This is a genomic window from Pararhodonellum marinum (assembly GCF_015354735.1).
In the GTDB taxonomy this organism is placed as follows: domain Bacteria; phylum Bacteroidota; class Bacteroidia; order Cytophagales; family Cyclobacteriaceae; genus Pararhodonellum; species Pararhodonellum marinum.
Genome location: NZ_JACEFJ010000002.1, coordinates 445,110 through 464,831 on the forward strand (window position 1 = coordinate 445,110; position 19,722 = coordinate 464,831).

The 19,722-nt window shown below is 40.5% G+C and carries 13 protein-coding genes; 8 read left to right on the top strand and 5 right to left on the bottom strand.

Annotated elements, in window-relative coordinates; all coding sequences use genetic code 11:
- Window positions 1-13 precede the first annotated feature (13 nt).
- Both H1A14_RS05770 and H1A14_RS05775 read left to right on the top strand, forming a co-directional pair.
- Window positions 14-1,573, top strand: coding sequence for an arylsulfatase (locus H1A14_RS05770; RefSeq protein WP_194775267.1), 1,560 nt, complete (start codon window positions 14-16; stop codon window positions 1,571-1,573).
- A 1,079-nt stretch (window positions 1,574-2,652) separates the two neighbouring features.
- On the top strand, window positions 2,653-3,132 hold the full coding sequence (locus H1A14_RS05775) for a helix-turn-helix domain-containing protein (RefSeq protein WP_194775268.1): 480 nt from the start codon (window positions 2,653-2,655) through the stop codon (window positions 3,130-3,132).
- 58 nt (window positions 3,133-3,190) lie between these two features.
- Here H1A14_RS05775 and H1A14_RS05780 read toward each other — a convergent pair whose 3' ends face one another.
- On the bottom strand, window positions 3,191-3,940 hold the full coding sequence (locus H1A14_RS05780) for a DUF3575 domain-containing protein (RefSeq protein WP_194775269.1): 750 nt from the start codon (window positions 3,938-3,940) through the stop codon (window positions 3,191-3,193).
- Between the two features lie 146 nt (window positions 3,941-4,086).
- Here H1A14_RS05780 and ggt point away from each other — a divergent pair, with 146 nt between their 5' ends.
- A complete protein-coding gene (gene ggt / locus H1A14_RS05785) occupies window positions 4,087-5,784 on the top strand; it encodes a gamma-glutamyltransferase (RefSeq protein ID WP_194775270.1) in 1,698 nt (565 codons plus the stop codon).
- Between the two features lie 166 nt (window positions 5,785-5,950).
- On the opposite strand, the gene H1A14_RS05790 is transcribed toward ggt, so the two are convergent.
- Together H1A14_RS05790 and H1A14_RS05795 are read right to left on the bottom strand one after the other, a co-directional pair.
- Window positions 5,951-6,688 carry a DUF3891 family protein gene (locus tag H1A14_RS05790; RefSeq protein WP_194775271.1) on the bottom strand — a complete coding sequence of 246 codons (738 nt, stop codon included), beginning with the start codon at window positions 6,686-6,688 and terminating at the stop codon, window positions 5,951-5,953.
- Between the two features lie 222 nt (window positions 6,689-6,910).
- On the bottom strand, window positions 6,911-7,855 hold the full coding sequence (locus H1A14_RS05795) for an alpha/beta hydrolase (protein WP_194775272.1): 945 nt from the start codon (window positions 7,853-7,855) through the stop codon (window positions 6,911-6,913).
- Window positions 7,856-8,514: 659 nt separating this feature from the next.
- Here H1A14_RS05795 and H1A14_RS05800 point away from each other — a divergent pair.
- Both H1A14_RS05800 and H1A14_RS05805 read left to right on the top strand, forming a co-directional pair.
- Window positions 8,515-11,496, top strand: a complete 2,982-nt coding sequence (locus H1A14_RS05800) for a SusC/RagA family TonB-linked outer membrane protein (protein WP_194775273.1) — start codon at window positions 8,515-8,517, stop codon at window positions 11,494-11,496.
- Window positions 11,497-11,514: 18 nt separating this feature from the next.
- Window positions 11,515-12,897: a RagB/SusD family nutrient uptake outer membrane protein gene (locus H1A14_RS05805; RefSeq protein ID WP_194775274.1), complete on the top strand. Its 1,383-nt coding sequence runs from the start codon at window positions 11,515-11,517 to the stop codon at window positions 12,895-12,897.
- 473 nt (window positions 12,898-13,370) lie between these two features.
- Here H1A14_RS05805 and H1A14_RS05810 read toward each other — a convergent pair whose 3' ends face one another.
- Together H1A14_RS05810 and H1A14_RS05815 are read right to left on the bottom strand one after the other, a co-directional pair.
- Entirely contained in the window at window positions 13,371-14,882 is a 1,512-nt protein-coding gene (locus H1A14_RS05810) for an IS1634 family transposase (RefSeq protein ID WP_194775275.1), read from the bottom strand.
- A 318-nt stretch (window positions 14,883-15,200) separates the two neighbouring features.
- Window positions 15,201-15,500: a hypothetical protein gene (locus H1A14_RS05815; protein ID WP_194775276.1), complete on the bottom strand. Its 300-nt coding sequence runs from the start codon at window positions 15,498-15,500 to the stop codon at window positions 15,201-15,203.
- Between the two features lie 355 nt (window positions 15,501-15,855).
- Between H1A14_RS05815 and H1A14_RS05820 the strand changes: the two genes are divergently transcribed.
- The 3 genes from H1A14_RS05820 to H1A14_RS05830 all read left to right on the top strand — a co-directional run bounded on the left by H1A14_RS05820 (window position 15,856) and on the right by H1A14_RS05830 (window position 19,696).
- Complete coding sequence (locus H1A14_RS05820) at window positions 15,856-16,956, top strand: amidohydrolase family protein (RefSeq protein WP_194775277.1); 1,101 nt, start codon at window positions 15,856-15,858, stop codon at window positions 16,954-16,956.
- The gene (locus tag H1A14_RS05825) at window positions 16,946-17,317 is read left to right on the top strand and encodes an amidohydrolase family protein (RefSeq protein WP_194775278.1); all 372 of its coding nucleotides are present in this window, start codon (window positions 16,946-16,948) and stop codon (window positions 17,315-17,317) included. Before H1A14_RS05820 ends, H1A14_RS05825 begins: the two co-directional genes overlap by 11 nt.
- 105 nt (window positions 17,318-17,422) lie before the next feature.
- Entirely contained in the window at window positions 17,423-19,696 is a 2,274-nt protein-coding gene (locus H1A14_RS05830) for a TolB family protein (protein ID WP_194775279.1), read from the top strand.
- The last annotated feature ends 26 nt before the right edge of the window (window positions 19,697-19,722 follow it).

Here is a 19,722-nt window from a genome sequence, read left to right on the forward strand (position 1 = left end):
TAATTATGAACCTATGAAAAAAAATGTCCTTTTAATTTTATTCATGCTGATGTTTTCGAGCATCGGTTTTCCCCAAAATAAAAAACCAAATATACTAGTGATTTGGGGTGATGACATTGGCACTTGGAACATCAGTCACAACAATAGGGGAATGATGGGCTATAGGACCCCCAATATTGACAGGATAGCTAAAGAAGGTGCATCATTTACCGACTATTATGCCCAACAAAGTTGCACAGCTGGAAGGGCCGCCTTCCTTGGAGGAAATGTACCTGTTAGGACGGGAATGACAAAGGTAGGATTACCTGGTGCTAAAGAAGGATGGCAAACCACAGACATAACAATAGCGGCTGTGATGAAAAGTTTGGGCTACAGCACCGGACAGTTTGGTAAAAATCATCAAGGTGATTTAGATGAACACCTTCCTACAAATCATGGCTGGGATGAGTTTCTTGGCAATTTATACCACCTAAACGCCGAAGAGGAGCCGGAAAACCGAGATTACCCAAGAGACATGGTATTAAAAAACGGTAAGACGTTTCTGGAGCAATTTGGCCCACGGGGTGTGATTCACTCATGGGCTGATGGTAAGGGTGGTCAAAGAATCACAGACACAGGTCCATTGACTAAAAAACGAATGGAAACCATAGATGATGAGACTGTTGCGGCTGCAAAAGAATTTATAAAAAAACAAGTTGCTGAGGGTAAACCTTTCTTTACTTGGTGGAATGGCACACGTATGCATTTCAGAACGCATGTTAAGGAAGAACATCGTGGAATTAGCGGCCAGGATGATTACGGTGATGGCATGGTGGAACATGATTTGCATGTTGGTGAGCTTATCAACCTACTCGACGAACTAGGAATAGCTGACAATACCATTGTGATGTATTCCACTGATAACGGACCGCACTATAATACCTGGCCTGATGCAGGAACTACACCGTACAGGTCTGAAAAGAATTCGAATTGGGAAGGAGCATATCGTGTTCCAACCTTTATAAGATGGCCCGGCAAAATACCTGCAGATGTTACTTACAATGGCATTGTATCTCATGAGGATTGGTTACCAACCTTTGCCGCAGCAGGCGGAGATGAAAATGTTGCTGAAAAAATCAAGAATGGATATAAAGCCATCGGTAGAACTTACAAAAACTACATAGACGGATACAATCAACTGGATTATCTGATAGGTAAAGTAGACCAATCTCCTCGAAACGAATTTTGGTACGTAAATGATGATGGAGAAATAGTTGCTGCCCGATATAATGATTGGAAGGTAGTATTCCTAGAAAACCGCGGCGAGGGATTTGGAGTATGGCGCGAACCATTTACAGAATTAAGAGTGCCCTTGCTTTTTAACTTAAGGAGAGACCCTTTCGAAAAAGCCCAGCACAATTCCAATACCTATGATGACTGGTTTTTGGATCGTCCTTTTGTCGTAGTGCCTATACAAGGTTTGGCTGCAAGGTTCTTGCAAACAATGGTGGACTACCCGCCATCACAGAGTCCCGGTTCCTTTAATTTGAGCAAGATTGAAGAGAAACTAAAGTCAACTATAGGAGCTAGATAACACCTGTTTTAATTTTTGCTTTTATAAATTTCACTAACCCTTAAATGATTATCCGCTGATAAAGGAAAGGCTTTATGCCTACTTTTATCAAAGCGGGTAATTATTTTTCTTTAAAATACCACAGGGCCAACATTCTTGATCAAATGGCAACAGAAATTTGAGTGAGGCATGGGTTTTTACCATTAAAGTCAAATTTTGGGTGATAAAGCCCATCAATAAAAATTTTTAAAACGAAAAATCTATTTCTAATCTGACATTTTTTTTCCTAAAACCTATCAAATTTACATAAAATCGGATCTTCAAATTCTATCTTATCTGTTTTTTCACTAGCTTCCTAATTTATTTTAAAACTCAAAAAAATGGAACTTTCATTAGACTGGAAAGGAATCATTTACATCATATCAGTTTTCATTGGCTTTATTGTTAGCATTATTCTGATATCTTTTGGAATAAAAAAAACAAAAGCTAATGTTCTCATAGGATTGTCTTATCTATTTTTATCCTATGCCTTGTTTTTAGTGTTTTTGATTTATACCGGCTATCACATATTTATTCCCCATCTGTATAGAACAGGAAATATAGCCGGATTATTATTTGCTCCACTTGCCTATCTATATATTCAAAAAGTATGTTCCGAATTAAAGTTCAAATGGGTGGATCTTTTACATTTCTTACCTGTTGCCATTTATTTTATCGATTTTTTCCCGGTTTTATTTTTGACAGGCTTGGAAGAAAAAGTTCGATTGATTCAATCGGAAATAGATGACCCATTAACGTTTGTAAATTTTAACCAAAGCAGAATTTTTTCTCCATTCTTTTACACCCAAGGAAGAACATTGCTGATAGCTGTATATTGGATCTTGTCAATTCATATGATCCGTAAGCACAGGAGTTTGTTTTCAAAGAAAAAGAATCCTTTTGGAAAAGAATGGCTTATGTGGATGAAAATATATTTATCCTCTTTTTCAATAATCATCATCCCTTATCTCTTGTTTTTTTGGTCAACAGACGTAAAAATTATTTTTGATCTAATTCATCTAACTGGAGGAATACTTATCCTAATCAGTGGAATAACGATTATGTTTTTCCCAAATGTTCTTTATGGACCAAATGAAAAGTTTTATGAATTGTCCATTGAAAAAGCAGATTCCAGAAGCTTGGAAATTGATAAAATTTCTGAGGAGAAAAAGCTATTCATCGAAAGTCAGCTAAAAGAAATATTGGACAATTCAAAAAAATACCTCCAAAAGAATTACTCGATTCATGAAATGTCCAAGGATTCAGGAATTCCGTTTTATTTGTTATCGCAACATATCAATAAAGTTTTGGGAACCACTTTTCTGGATTTAGTAAATTCCCGGAGAATAGACGAATGTTGCAGCATGATGGAATCAGGGGAATTTAAAAATATCACCCTGGAAGCCATTGCCAAGGAATGTGGGTTTTCCAATCGAAACACCTTCATTGCCGCTTTTAAAAAGTTTAAAAATATGCCTCCTTCTCAATATTTGAAATCCACAAAATTGGGAAATGAGATTGGACCAATTGACGAAATTTGAGGATTTGATTGACCATTTACTCACAGCCCACACAACAATTTGTCTCCAATTACAATAGTTAAAACCTATATCCAATATGTATTGAAAGCCTGTAGCCAAAAGCGCCAGCCTTGACAGACCCCGTTTTTTCAAATCCGCTTCCATCAATCAATGTGTTGAATCCTGGCAGTTTATTCGACAATAACTCGTTTATATGTTCTAAAACCAGAGCAGAATCATCCGGATCGAGCGTAGAATTGAAATCCACATCAAGTTTATAAAACCCAATTCCTGGTCCAAAAAGCACAAAATCCAAAACGAGCCTCTTTGAAAGTTGAAATTGATAGCCAAGCTCAGCTCCGATAGTGTGGTAACGTATCCCCAAATCAGTCCCCACTATTCCATCAAAATTTGTTGTCGATAGATTCCAATTCTTGCTTTTATTGAAGGTATTAAAGGAATAGTATGGACCTATGTAAACTCCCCGTGGGGCCTTAAATTTATTTTCTGACTTTAAGTAAAACCTGTAATCTGATGAAAAGTGAATTCCATTATTTTTACCGCCTGGCAAAAGACTAAGCATATCATTTTCATTTCCTTCATTGTCAAATGCTGGCATTCGATTAAAACCAAAATCCAGGCTAAAACTCCTAGTTTCACTTATAATCCGTTCATATCCAAAAATGGTATTTCCAAATCCTAGGATGGTAGGTTTAGATAAATTATATCGAATGGTGTTTTGAAATGGCTTCTGTTCAATACTTTCTATTTGGGAAAAAACAAAAGTTGGTATCATCACCAAGGCCATAAATATCAGTTTTTTTAACATATATTACTTCAAATTATCGAAAGTCAATTTTCCATAATAAAAATATAGTAATTATGTTCCATTAGAATTGAGGCCCCTATTTTCTATGCACAAATTCGTAGAAATCAATCAAAAATTTAAATTCTTGGTATTAACTCCAGCACACAATGAAAAAACTTAATGTCGTCCTTTTTCATTTTCTCTGCCTACCCATTTTTATTCTTTTTTATTCCAACGTAAATGCCCAAACCTACGGCAAAAACGGCATGGTCGTCTCAGACAATGTCCTTGCGTCTAAGGTCGGGATTGATGTTTTGAAAAAAGGGGGAAATGCCATTGATGCGAGTATTGCCACTGCTTTTGCATTGGCGGTAACCCATCCCGAAGCAGGGAATATCGGAGGGGGAGGATTTATTGTGTTGATGAAATCGGACGGGAATGTTACTACTTTTGATTTTAGGGAAAAAGCGCCCTTGAAAGCTACTCCTGACCTGTTTCAGGACGCCGATGGAAACCTGATTGAGGGTTCCAATCATGAAACCATCAAGGCAGTGGGTGTTCCGGGAACTGTGGCGGGCCTGTATCTGGCACATCAGAAGTACGGGAGTTTACCCTGGCCCGATTTGGTCCAACCGGCCGTAGACCTTGCGGAAAATGGATTTCCCATGACCTGGGGATTGTATCAGGTGGCCCTTCGAATGTCCGAATTGGATGATGCATATGACATCATGAAAAACTATTTTCGAAACACTGAAGGATCGGTCGTGCAACCGGGAGAAACCTGGAAGCAGCCTGCCTTGGCCAAAACCCTTTCCTTGATCCGGGACAAAGGGCATGATGGATTTTACAAAGGGGAAGTTGCTGAAGAGATCGAAGCCTACATGAAAGCCAAGGGCGGCATCATTACCAAAGAAGACCTGGCAAAATATTCTGCCATTGAACGCAAACCTCTGAAAGGTTCGTACAAGGACTTCGAAATTTATTCCATGGCTCCCCCAAGTTCCGGCGGAGTGGCATTGATTGAGATGATGAACCTGATGGAACTGGCTGACCTCAAAAAAATCGAATTCAATTCCACTACTTACGTGCACTTGGTGGCAGAAGCCATGCGGAGGGCTTTTGCAGATCGGGCGGAACATTTGGGAGATCCTGATTTCAATCCCGAATTGCCATTGGATATGCTGACCACCAAAGAATTTGCCAAAATGCGTTTTGACCATATCGATATGTCCAAAGCTTCCCTCAGTGACACTTCCAGGTATGGACAGTTGTATGATGGCAGCAGTACCACTCATTTTTCGGTAGTGGACAAGGATGGCAACGCTGTTTCCCTGACCTATACCCTTGAGCATTCCTATGGGGTAAAAATGGGCTCATCCAAACTAGGTTTCATCTTCAACAATGAAATGGGAGATTTCAACCCTGTAGCCGGAGTGACCAATAGCCGTGGTCAAATCGGTTCCAATCCCAATCTCATCGCACCGGAAAAAAGAATGCTTTCCAGCATGACCCCGACCATCGTGGCCAAGGATGGCAGGCCTTTCCTTATCATCGGAAGCCCGGGAGGCAGGACAATTATCAATACGGTTTTTCAGACTGTTCTGAACGTATTGGAATACGACATGAGAATCGACAAAGCCATCGAAGCCATGAAAATACACCATCAATGGTTTCCCGATGAAATCAGGTATGAAAGGCACCTCCTGTCTCCTGATACCCGGGATGCGCTTGAACTGATGGGTCATAAGCTGAGGCCGGTTAATAACCTGGGCGTATTGATGGGAATCAGTTACGATCCCAAACTTGGGGTGTATATTGGTGCTTCCGATTCGGCCAGCAAGGATGGAGGAGCAGTGGGGTATTGAAATTATGAATGAACGGGTCTACCAACAAATGCTTCATTGTTATGATATCCAATTCTAATCAAGTTGATATTGAGAATCAGGGATAGGCAATGAAATAAGGATGTTTTACCAGATTAGCCTAGGATTAATTTTGATGGATTTGCTGAATTTAGACCCTTCCAAAAAATCATTTTGCAAATTTCCATGTCACATTTCTTCTGGGTGTAGCTTCCAAAACATCCTTCAACTCTTTCTTGTTTTTAAATTTCGTTTGCTCTAAGACGGTTTCCTCTATGGAAAGTTCAAAGGCATCTGCTTCAAAACACCAAGGTGTGATGCTGAGATTTTGGTTTTTTTGACGGAAAATAAAGTATGTTTTACCATCGATTGAAGTGTTGATTTCAAGTTTTCGTTCTGCATCAGGAACTTCATTTTTACACAAAATCAAGGAGCAGCGGTCACAAAACTTAACGAGCGCATATTGCGATGCAGCTTTGTCCTCATCAATCCCAAAATAAGAAACAGTTTCTTTACGAAAGGCTTTTTGTGCATCAAGAAATTGCTTTGCTTTTACGTTTTTTTCCCTGAGAGATTCATATAAGAAGTCCAAGTGAAAAGAAACTAGCAATGCTGTCCATAAAGATTTACTTTTTGCTTGGTCAAAAACCCTTTTTGCTCTTTTGATTGATTTTATGGCACTTTCAGAATCTTCCGTAAAATCCAATGGAATTCCAAGTTCTGACAAGTAGTTTTTTTCTTTATAATCCAGTTGTTGGTCGTCGTGTTCAACTACAGCTATCAAGGTTTCCAGCCATAAAAGGGGTCTGTATTTAATCATTAGCTGGTCTGCAATTTTTCCTGCCAATAAGCCGTGGCTTGCCTGAAAAATGACATGTAACCCTTGATCTGTTTTTCTAACAATCATATGTTTTGTTCGAATGTTTCGTCAGGATAAGGCACTCCTATTCCAATAGCTGTAATTTCAAAAACTTAACAGTATTGGTTTTTGCTCCTGATGTAAAAATATGCGGATAAGGCACATTTTAGATTAGAAACCTCAGACCAAGCCAATCACTTTGCTATTCTTTTTAACAATTAAACTGTTGCTGACAATTTATGTTTTGCTTTTTCGTCATCAATCATTCCCTTATTTAGCAGCCAAAAACTTGTTTACCTCAAGCCAATACATGAAAGCATCAAACCATCGGTTGCTGGTCCGGTCGGGATTGCCGAGGCCGAAACCGTGTCCGCCGTTCTGGTATAGATGGAATTCAACTGGGATGCCTGCTTTGTACCAGGATTCTATCACACCCGTCTGGCCCAAGAAAAGAAAATCATCAGTCGCTATCACATTGAACATGGGTGGCGCATGCTTAGGAACATCTACTGGACCCATTCCACCATAAATGGGACCGATGAAGGCCAGCTTCATGGTCGTGGAATGAAGGGTGGCGTGCATGGTCAGCCCAGCACCTGCCGAGAAACCGATCATGCCAATTCGCTCCGTATCTACTCCCCATTCCTTAGCCCGTGAGACGATCATGGCGTAAGCCGCTTCGGCGTCTTCGAGTTGGTTGGATAGGTCACGCTGTGGAGGTCGGGGAGTTGTGGTATTTGGTGTAGCCTCGGAAGATGATGGCGGGGCAGGGGTTCGGGGACGGTTCATCCATGCCGAAAAATCTTCCAACTTTTCAGGAGTTGGGTTAAGGCGGTATTTGAGAACGAAGGCAGCAATTCCCTGTGCCGCCAATGCCTCTGCCACTTCCCATCCTTCATTGCCCATCGAAAGCCAGCTGAAACCACCGCCTGGCGCGACAATTACAGCAGTACCGTTGGCCTTTCCGGGCTCAGGGAGGAAGGGGGTTAGGGTCGCTTTAGAAATGTTTCGGGCCATAGGGTCACCCCACTGACGAAACCAGGTCTCAGGTGCTGGTTGGTCATCAACCCCTCCTGTTCCGAGAGGAATTGCCTCAGGTTCTTCTGGGGCATCGAGTGGGTAGATGGTCCCGTCCTGCGCCATAACGGTAGAAGCAAATACAAGCAAGAAGGCCAAAAAGGCTTGAACGATGAAGGTTTTTTGTGGATAAAGCATAGGGATAGGTTTATTGGTGAGTTTGTTTAATTAATTTTAGCATACAATATGCCAAGCTGTTGAGACATGACAATTGGGTTTGTGAACAAGTAAGAAAGTTACAAAAAAATGTCAAATTTACACTTCTTGTTTTCTGATCTGCTTTGGGGTTACAAGAATGGTAGGATTCAATGTGTGTATTGTTTAAGCCTATCTCACAAAGTGTTAATTTTTTTTTAATTATCAACAAAGCGGATAAGGGAGAAAGCTGAAGCCTTCTATTCAGGATGTATTAAAATTTTTGAGAATTTAAGTACTTAAGACTACCCCAAATACTTTTTAAACCCGGTAGCAGAGCTTGCCGAGGCCAAATAATTGGTACGCGGAATATGCCAAACAGTCAGATTTTAAAATTAGTTAACCCCCAGATGAAAAGTTTTTTTCAAACCACATTTCAAATTTTCTTTCCACTCACAAAAAGCGGGAATGTCGGAAGGAATAGCAATTCATACCCTGTTTTTTAGCATATGTCGTTTTTTTAAAATATCCCTTATACCTATAGTCAATTACTAAATCTAGCGGTAAAATTTTTTAACCATTCTTGGATCATTTTTTATTTGAAATCAGCACTGATTTACTATATTTAATAGTATTATCTTTTGCAAAACAAATAAATATCTATGAGAAAATTTTACAGAATCAGTGCAACCCTTTTTCTCCTTCTGGTAACAGTAGGATGGAGTTGGGCACAGTATACCGTAACGGGTACTGTGACAGATGAGCGGACAGGAGAACCCCTTATTGGGGCCACGGTCCTTGTCAGGAATTCCACAAGAGGTGCGATTACAGACCTTGATGGTGGATTTTCAATCGGTATTGATGGTAATCAACAAGCCGTCTTGGTGATTTCTTCTTTGGGGTACGTCAGTAAAAACGTGAATGTCTCTCCAGGTTCCGATGCAATTCAAGTTACTTTAGCGCAGGATGCGACGAATTTGGAGGAGGTGGTCATCACAGGTCTTGCTTCCAACATAAAAAGGAGTAACCTGGCGAATGCGGTATCTACTGTTTCGGCGGATGAACTTGTGGGAACCACCAATATCCAAACTACAGACGGGGCCTTGTATGGCAAGATAGCAGGTGCCAACATTAAGATGAATTCCGGTGCCCCGGGAGGAGGGGTCTCCATTCAGCTAAGGGGTATTTCGACCTTAACCGGTGCTTCCCAGCCTTTGATTATCTTGGACGGTGTGTATATCAACAACTCTTTCCAAAGAACTGGTAGGGCCACCGTGTCGGGAGCTGGTGCTTCTAACCAGGATGACGGCGCTAACCGGTTGGCCGATCTGAATCCAAATGATATAGAATCCATTGAAGTATTGAAGGGTCCATCTGCCGCGGCAATTTATGGTACCCGAGCCAATGCAGGTGTAATCATCATTACGACCAAGAGAGGAGCTTCCGGTAAAACAAGGGTTTCTTTATCCCAGGATATTGGCTTTGCTGAGCCGTTGAGGTTATTGGGTGTGGATGATTGGAGTGAAGAAAAGATTAACTTCTTCTTTCCTGAAGCAAGAAGGCCTCTTGAATTGGAGAGATTCAGAGCTGCGCAGGCATCCAATACATTCATTGATTATGAAGATTATTTTTACAACAATAGGGCCATATTGTCCAATACCAGGTTGACTATCAGCGGCGGCAATGACAAAACAAATTTCTTTGTCAGTGGCAATTTTGCGGATGAAGATGGAACAGTAAGAAATACAGGATTTCAGAGGACCTCCATCAGAGCAAATATTGATCATAAAATCACAGAATCCATCCGATTGGGTGTATCATCCAATTATATCAGAACTGATACAGACAGGGGTTTTACCGGTAATCAGAATAATAGCGGAGCCAGTATCGGGTACAATATTGCTTATGTTCCGAATTATTATGACTTGAGGAGAAATGCAGATGGGACTTATCCGATTAACCCCTATTTTTCTGAAAATCCAGTTGCTGTAACTGATTTGGGTACCAACAACTCTTTGGTTAACAGATTTGTACAGGCCTTCACTTTAGATGCTGATTTGTATAAATCTTCAAACAGTATATTAAAGTTACAACTTGGCGGGGGTCTGGATTTCTTGCAAAATACAACCTTGGTACATCTTCCTGAATCTTTGCAGTTCCAAAGAGGTCAGGCTAATCCGGGAGATGTATTATGGGGTAAGCAGGAGAGTTTCAATACCAATATTCAAGCTGTTTTACTTTACAACTGGAACCTAGGTAGGGTGAATATGAATTCTCAAGCAGGGTTGGTGAGACTGGATTTTAATAACAACGACTTGTTCAACCGAGGTCGAGGTTTAGCACCTGGTCAAATCAATCTTCAACAAGCTACTGTCCAGGAAATAAATCAACAGTTCTTCTCTGAGGTTCAGGAAGCAGGGGTATTTCTGCAGCAAGAGGCCAACTTTGAAGATAAAATCATAGGTACTGTGGGGATCAGATGGGACAAATCCACGCTGAATGGTGATCCTAACAAATTCTTTGCTTTTCCAAGGGCTTCTGTGGCCTTTAACTTGGCAAACTTTGACTTCTGGGGTTCTAAATCTACTTTCTCAGCATTGAAGCCAAGAATTGCTTATGGAGAGACTGCAGGTCCCGTAGCATTTGGTGCAACATTTACGCCACTTGGAGGAACCAACATTGGAGGACTTTTGGGATCTGTTGTTTCCACGCAAATTGGAAATACTCAGATTCTACCCGAAACGGCAAGTGAATTGGAGTTTGGTATAGATGCTGGTTTCTTGAATAATAGGATTGGACTTGAGGCTACCTATTACATCAAAAACACCCAGAACAATATCCAAAACCTTACGCTTGCTCCATCTACCGGTGTAAACTCTACACCAAGTAATGAGGCAGAACTGGAAAACAAAGGTGTTGAACTGGCTTTGTTTGGGTCGATTGTAGAAAAACCCAATTTCCGATGGAATACCAGGCTCATGTATTGGCACAATAGGTTGAACATGAAAAGATTGGGAATCCCTACATATATTTCTGGTGGTTTCGGATCCGCATTGGGTACTTTTCTCTATGCCGAAGGATTTTCCCCTACTACCATTGTAGGAACACCAGCGGATCCATCCAATCCAGGAGGCTTTACCATTTGGGGCAATGCACAGCCTAGATACAATATGTCTTGGGTGAATAATTTCACTTTCGCCAAGCACTTTGAGTTTTCTTTCTTGATGGAATACAGACATAGGGGAGACAATGTCAACCTTTCTGCTTTTCTGACAGATTCAGGAGGTACCACCAATGGATGGTTTGATGATGATAATGGAGATGGTATCCCCAATGGAAGGCAAAGACCTCCGGAGCCTTACAACAATGCCGGTAGATGGGTTCAGGATGCTACTTTCTTAAAAATCAGAGAAATTGGTTTGTACTATACCATTCCTAGGAATACGTTGAATCAGGCATTTGGAAATAGTGTGGAAAACATCAGGTTAGGGGCTTCCATGAACAATGCCTTCTTATTTACAAAGTATGAAGGATATGATCCTGAGACGTCCACTTTTGGTGCCCAGGCAGTGGCAAACAATGTGGACATTACGCCATATCCAACACCACGTAGGGTATTCTTCCATGTTACTATTGACTTTTAATCACCAAAGCCGAAAATCATGAAAAAAATAAAAAAATATTTGAGTATTGCGGTATTGGCGGCGATAAGTTTGTTTGCCTGTAATCCGCTTCAGTTGGATGAAATAGATGATCCTAATAATCCATCCGTGGCAAGTGTAAGCAACAATGCCTCGAGGGAGCAAATCCAATTCTTATTGACAGGACTTGAATCCAGACATAGAGGCTATGTAACCAACATATCCCAAGCCTGGAATACCTTTGGAAGAGAAATATGGTACCTGAATGGCTCTGATCCCCGGTTCCAAACAGACTGGTTGGGTCAAAATGGAAGAACTCCTGATAATGCTTATTTTGGCTTTGGGGTTACAGGGGGAGGTTCTTGGGCATTTCCCTATCAGGCCATAAAGCAGGCAGATGTCTTGATTGAAGCATCTCTTAGTGCAAGTACCTTGTCGGACGCGGACAGAAGAGCTGTGGCGGGATTTGGCAAGACAATCAAGGGATTTCAATTTATGATACCTGCCAATTGGGTATATCAAAACGGAATCAGAGTAGACGTTGCTGATCCATTAAATCCTGGAGGATTTGTATCCTATGAAGATGCACTTGATTTTATCAAGACTGTTTTGGATGATGGTGATCAGGACCTAACTGCGGCTGGTGCAGGTGATTTCCCTTTCAGACTGACCAGAGGATTTGATGGATTCAATACAAATGCTGCGCTTAAGCAAGTAAACAGGGCCATTACCGCCCGTTTAAATGCCTATAGAAAAGATTGGCAAGGAGTGCTTACCGCTTTGGATGCTTCCTTTATGGATTTAAGTGGAAACTTAAACGCTGGTCCTGCTCATCCTTATGGTGCGGCACCTGATATCTTCAATCCCTTGTTTTATGTGAGAGATGCAGTGGTCACGACCATGATCGTGGTACATCCCTCCATGTTGGAGGATGCTACCCCCAACGATCAAAGGGTAGCAAACAAGTTTTATGAAAGAACTGCTCCTCCTGTCACTGTTTCTACTGACGCAGGAACTTTGGTTGGGACACATCAGGATAACAGGTGGGCTTCAAATACTGCTTCCATTCCATTTATCCGAAATGAAGAATTGATTTTGCTGAAAGCAGAAGCACATGCCAACTTAGGTCAGACAACTGATGCTGTTGCTGCCATCAATATCATTAGAAATGCTGCCGGAATCGGAAATTACACCGGAGCAACTTCTCAGGATGCCTTGATTGATGAAATTCTTTACCAAAGAAGGTATTCTCTGTGGGCAGAACCTTGGGGACACCGTTGGATAGATGCCAGAAGGTATGATAAGTTGAATGAAATCCCTACTTCCTTTGATGGAGGAGCCATTTTCCCCCAATTTCCTCATCCGCAGGCTGAGTTGAACTGGGATAGCTACATAGGTAATTAAAATAAGGGCCTGTCTCATTAGTCCCTATAATAACAATTAAGGCTACCGGATTTATTCGGTAGCTTTTTTTTTACTTAAAGGTGGGAAAAGGGATTATGCGATTTATAGGCCAAATGAAGGCCCTACCAAGGCACATCTGGAATAGGTGCAAATTTGAGAAAATTCCTTTTGTTCTCGTACTGCCACTACGCAACCGGTAGAGAAATTTGAGCTGGGGACCTTAAAAAGGCAGGTTTGAATGTTTATCAAATGGTCCATGTGGAAACAAATTAGCTATGGAATAAACTACCATATTTTAAATTGAAAAAAGCTGTAGCTCAGCCTAGGATCTATAGAAAAAAACAACCCTCCTACTTAAGTAGAAGGGTTTTGTAAAATCGAATTCCATATACATTCGGAAATTCAATACGTCAGTGGTTCATCTCTTAATTTCTGAATCTTTCCTCCTGACTTCGACACTGGGACACCCAAAATCAAAAATCGAACATTTTTGCCAGTTTTTGCTGACTCTCGTTCAAAAACAGGGTCTTCCTCAGCTTTTTCCCTGTTGATTTGAGTTGGATTTCTAAGGTGTAAATACCTTTTGCTATTTCTATTGCTTTTTGTGGTGAAATGTTTGCTTCTTTTTCATTCAGTTGCCTTTCAAGTTCTTTGTAAACCTTGTAAGCGACGAATGCTATGCTGATATGGGCCTCTATTCTTCTTTGTTTATAATGGTATACAGGTCTGACCTTAATTTCATTTTTGGTTATTCTGAAGGCCTTTTCTATCTTCCACAAGTTGTTATAATTCTCAATCACCTGTTCTTTATCAAGCTTTGTATTGGTGATATAGCCTTTAAGACCGTCCCATTGTCCATCTTGCTCAAACTTTTCCATATCAAGAGCTATCTTTATCTCACCTTCCATTTTAAGGTATTTGTTATAGCCTCTGTTGTTGATATGGGTTTTGTTGAGTTTTCCTGTCTTTAGCTGTTTTTCGAGCTTTTTAAGGCCTTTTTCCCTATTGATTCTATCTTTTTTGGCCCGCCTTTCCGAGTAGCTCACAACCATTCTAAGACTCTCTTCCCAATCCATCGCAACACTCTCTCCATTTTCCATCTGGATTGCCAATACTTTTTCTTTTTGGTTGTTGCCCGAAGACTTAAGCCGTGCCCCAAGAATAAACTCATATCCGTTATCGAGCAACTCTCTGATATTGCTTTTGGAAAGCAAACCCGAATCCGCCACTACTATCGGAGCGGGCAGGCTATACTTTTTTCTAAAAGTCTCTATTACTGGAATCATGGTATGGCCCTCAAACTTGTTGCCCTCAAAAATCTCATATGCCAGTGGGTATCCCTCAAGACCCACCAGCAAACCCAAAACTATCTGGGGATTCTGATGCCTGCCTTCTTTAGAAAAACCGGTCTTCCTTAGTTCATCTTCTTGATCTACTTCAAAATAAAGTGTGGTACAATCGTAAAAGACAATATTGATACTGCCTCCCAGTATTTTCTTGGTGTGACCAAAACTGATCTGCTGTACAATCTCTTTATAATTGTTGTAAAGCTTGTCCATGTACCTGTAAAGGTCTTGAACATGAAAATTAAGGCCGTGATAGGTCAGCAGATAGTCACAGGTCTTGAGTTTGCTGGCAGGAAAACATATTCTGGAATAGACAAGCCACTTAAAAATATCATCTTTGATTACGTTGAACCCAATTTCATTGAATATCTTATTCAGGAGGAGTTCTGTACCTGAAACAGTAATATTTTCAACACTTTCCAGGACAGATTCGGCAACCTGTTCTTCACTGTTGAATGGTATATCAAGAATACCTTTATAGTTCCTGATCCATTCTTCTCCCAAAGAAACAAGATTTTGAACTTCTGCAGGGTTGGAGCTGCTACCTATGGTTTTGGCGACTTTATAACTTCCCTTTACCTTATCTATTACCTGAACACTGATCTTGCCACTTTTATTGGGCTTTTTGCGGACAAACATGTCTAAAAATACTCAAAATAACCTCTGGGACACCCAAATCAAAAATCATAATTATATAAAATATTAAAAATCAACACTTTATACTAAAATGGGACTGACGACTGTCGAAGTCAGGAAAAAGGCAGGTTTGAATGTTTATCAAATGGTCCATGTGGAAACAAATTAGCTATGGAATAAACTACCACATTTTAAATTGAAAAAAGCTGTAGCTCAGCCTAGGATCTATAGAAAAAAACAACCCTCCTACTTAAGTAGAAGGGTTTTGTAAAATCGAATTCCATATACATTCGGAAATTCAATACGTCAGTGGTTCATCTCTTAATTTCTGAATCTTTCCTTTTGGCTTTCTTTTTCAGCATTTACGTTTGGATCCTCACCACGGGGAATATTTTTTTCCCTTTTCGAATCTTCTTCTTTTCCTTTTTTTGAAGAATCCTTGTCTTTGGAAGTGGCATCTTGTCTTTTCTTTTGATCCTCATCACGATCATTTTCTCGGCTTTGGTCTCTTTTGTTTCGTTCAGTCTGATTCAGGTCATTTCTTCCTTTATCTTGGTTGGCTTTCTGATTGGATCTTTCATCGTGTTGCGTCTTGCGGTTTTCGTTTTTTTGCTGGCTCATGTTTTCTTGGGTTTATAGTGATCATTAACAATTATTAAATTTACATTACCCAAATAGTCAATGTATTACATGAAATCTTTATAAAGTTATAATATTATCAGGTTATATGATAGTAACCCAATTGTTTAGGGTTGAAAAAAGGGGAATTGCCAATTTACCCTTATACGTTCATTCGAAAAGTATTTTAGTTAATTGGGGAAGTTTTTTATCTATTTCGTCCTAAGAAACGGGAATTGATCCATTGATTTTTTTAATTTATGATTAAGTATTAGCCGAACTATTACTTCACACAATCAAATCCCAAATAAAAGACTTGTTGACATTCCCAACACAACAATTCTTACTAGGTAAAACCATGAGAAACAAATTTTTAATCCTCTTTCTTATCCTTTCTTTAAATGCTTTTGGGCAATCTACAATCCAATACGACATTGTCCTGGAAGGAGGCCGTGTTATTGATCCGGAAACAAAATTGGATGCGGTCAGAAATGTGGGCATCCAAAATGGCCGCATAAAGATGATCAGTTCCGATCCTTTGGAAGGAAAGGAAACTGTCAATGTCAATGGCATGGTGGTTGCCCCCGGTTTTATTGACCTGCATGTGCATGGCATGAGCCATGTAGAACAGGAATACCAACTCCATGATGGGGTCACCACAGCATTGGAGCTTGAATGGGGAATAGAACATACGGGTGCTTGGTATGCATCACGGCAGGACAAGGCATTGATCCATTATGGGGCAAGTGTCAACTGGCCTTATGAGCGCTTGAGGGCCACGGGAAGGTATCAGGAAGGTGTGGATGAGCTTTTGAATATGGTTCGTGCTAATGAAAGAGAAATTGCGTCTTTTATTCAAATTGCTGCCCCTTCCTTTACGGAAGATCTTACACCGGAAGAAATGAGCCAAACCCTCACCAATATCAAATCTTCCTTGGAGGAAGGAGCTATAGGAATAGGGGTACCTATTGGGTACTTGCCTGGCACAAAGCCGGCTGAGATGTATAGCGTATTTGAATTGGGCGGTCAATTAAATGCCCTAATATTTACACACAACCGCCAACCCAATATTTTGGCCACTCAGGAAGTAATAGCCAATGCCGTTCTGACCGGAGCGCCTTTGCATATTGTCCACATCAACAGCATGTCACTTGGACAGATTGACTTTGCTTTGAACATGGTCAGCGCAGCCACCCAGAAAGGCTTTGACATCACTACCGAACTGTATCCTTATACCGCTGCTTCTACAGGCTTGATGACGGCCATGTTCAATGAAGGTTGGCAGGAAAAATTGGGCATTGATTATGGGGATTTGCAGTTGACGCCTTACCCAAGAAACCTTTACGAGACACAGAAGGACCAATCAATATGTGATCATGCACATGATGCAACCCGAATGGATTGCAAGGGGCATTGCCGCACCCGGGGTAATCATTGGATCGGACGGTATGCCTTATAGTAAACTCGCCCATCCCCGTACAGCAGGGACTTTTTCCAGGGTTTTGGGGAAATATGTCAGAGAAGATCAGGTGCTGGACTTAAATACCGCCATCGAAAAGATGACACTGCTACCGGCAAAGCGTTTGGAAGGAATAGCTCCCATGATGCGGTTCAAAGGAAGAATACAGGTAGGTGCCGATGCCGACATCACTGTTTTTGATCCCAACACGATCATTGACAAAGCGACTTTTGAAGGGGGATTGGAGTTTTCAGAAGGAATTGAATATGTATTGGTTAACGGAACCTTTGTTTTGAAAAATGGGGAGACTGTTACCAATGTTTTCCCAGGGCAAGGAGTGTATGGGAAGTTTAAGAAGTAAGTAGGAGAATGTGTATTAAAATTCCAGTAGCGATCAAAGAAATATTAAATTTATGAAGAGAGGCTAACAGCAAAATGATGTTCACCCTTATCTCCAATACCCCTTATGAAGAGATTATATATTTATTTACTCTTAATTCTACTTACTTCTCCATTTGCTTTTAGCCAATCAGGAAATGAGCGTATATTCTATTCTTCTTTAAGACCGCAGGGTTGGGATATTTGGATAGCTGACAACCAAACAGAGAAAATTGATCAGCTTACTAACCATGATGCTCTAGAATATAACCCGGTAATTTCCCCAGATGGAAAGTGGATTGTCTTCACCTCTGAGCGATTGGGAAATCCAAAAATATTCATCAAATCTCTGGAGGAAAAGAACGAAACCCGCCTATTGATAGATCATGAGTCTTCCATGCAAGATCAGGCAGTAATTTCTCCTGACAGAAATTGGATTGTATTCACTTCTACCCATGAAGGTCAATCAGATATTTACAGACTACCTTTTCAACCCTTTGAGACATTAAATGTTGACGATGCCATCAACCTTACGCATCACCAAGGAGGAGATTTCAGGCCTTCATTTTCACCTGATGGATCGCAGATCATATTTTCCAGTGACCGGAATCACCCGATTAAAGCTCACCCGATTTTTGTCTTTGCTATGAGGCGAACGGCGGATATCTACAGCATGACAATTGATGGGGAGAATTTAAAAAGATTAACAACAAATGATCATTGGGACGGAAGTCCCTGTTATTCAAATGATGGAGAGAAGATATTTTTCTACAGTGGCCCCAGAGATTCCTATAGAATTTATTCAATGGATACAGAGGGTGGAAATCAGGCAGCCATTTCTCCTGAAGGAATAAATGCCATTTCGCCTTCCATATTGAACGATTCGACCCTAGTCTTTACAACAGTCCAAAATAGAGCGTTTCGACTAATGAGTTTGAACCTAAAGACCAATCAAGTAGATTCCATGTTCAATTCCACCTCAAATTTTTTAGGGGCAAAAGCCAATAAAAATGGATTAATTACCTTTTATGGAGGTCAGGCCCCTTCGGAAATGGCTTACAATTTAGGAGGATTTGAAGGTGATTTGTTGGTTAAAGGTTCTCCGTATACCATAGATCTGAACACAAATACAGTTGATCTGTACGCAGTTCGCAGGGCCTTTGCTGCTCCTCCAAATCCCACTGATCATACGCTTATTTTTGATCACACCGACGTGAGAGGCTTGTCAGATGCGATGACTAATTGGGCCTATAGCCTCCTGGCCATAATACTTATCTATGTTATATTCGTTGGAACAGGCAATCGAAACCTTCACACTGCCAAAGGAAAGCTTAGTGCAATCCTTTTTTTCAATGTCATGGCTGTTTCAATTCTTGCTTTGTTGGCTTTCGTCCTTTACTATTTTTTCATTGATCAACTTGCTCCAATCAATACTATCCGGGTTTATCTTGGGGTAGTAGCGTTATTTTTAGTCTTATGTATTGGATTTACTCATAAAAACAGAACACGGATTTTGTTCGAACAATTGAGAAATATATTTGTCTTTAATCTTGCGAGCACACTTTTTATAATCATTGTTCTTCCTTTGTTGATCCAGATTCCCATTCGTTTTTATGAGGTTGATTATAACACAAATGAAGTAACCTCAATTTATCCTTTTACCAAGCCATCTAATTACAATCCTTTAAATGGGATGGTTATTGATACCAAATTTAATCCGTCCGGAAGCGACCTACTTTATTCTGTGGGTAATTTCAGAGGTGGACCATCAAATCAAGGAGATGTCTTCTCTCTTAATCTAAGCTCATTGGAAACAACAAAACTAACCTTATCAGATTTCAATGATGGGTTTGGAGATGTCACAACTGATCAATCAAAGATTGTTTTTAGAAGTGGTAGATCAGGCTTTTTCGATATTTACTTACAGGAAGGTGGAACTATTCAAAACTTCACCTCAGATGAGCACAGAGACAATTTTCCGATCATTTCTCCTCAAGGGGATAAGATTGCTTTCTGCTCGGATCGCTTAGGTACTGACATAGAAGGCAAAGTGAAAACGATGGATTTATTCCTTTCTTTTCTCCATGAAGATGGAACATGGAGCAAACCAAAGAGAATGACCGATGATGTTGGTCAAGATGCCCATCCTCACTTTTCTCCTGATGGTGATTGGATCATTTATGCCTCCGAAGAAGGTGGCATTAATGATGAAGAACCATTGGTTCAATCTGTGATTTTTGGGCCTCAGATTTACGGTGAAATTTTTGCCATTCACATCGATTCGGATAAAAAAATCAGACTGACTCATAATAAATGGGAAGATGGAGCGCCACTTTGGGCCAAAGGAATAGGAAAAGATTAATGCATGATTCAAAATATCAAACGGTA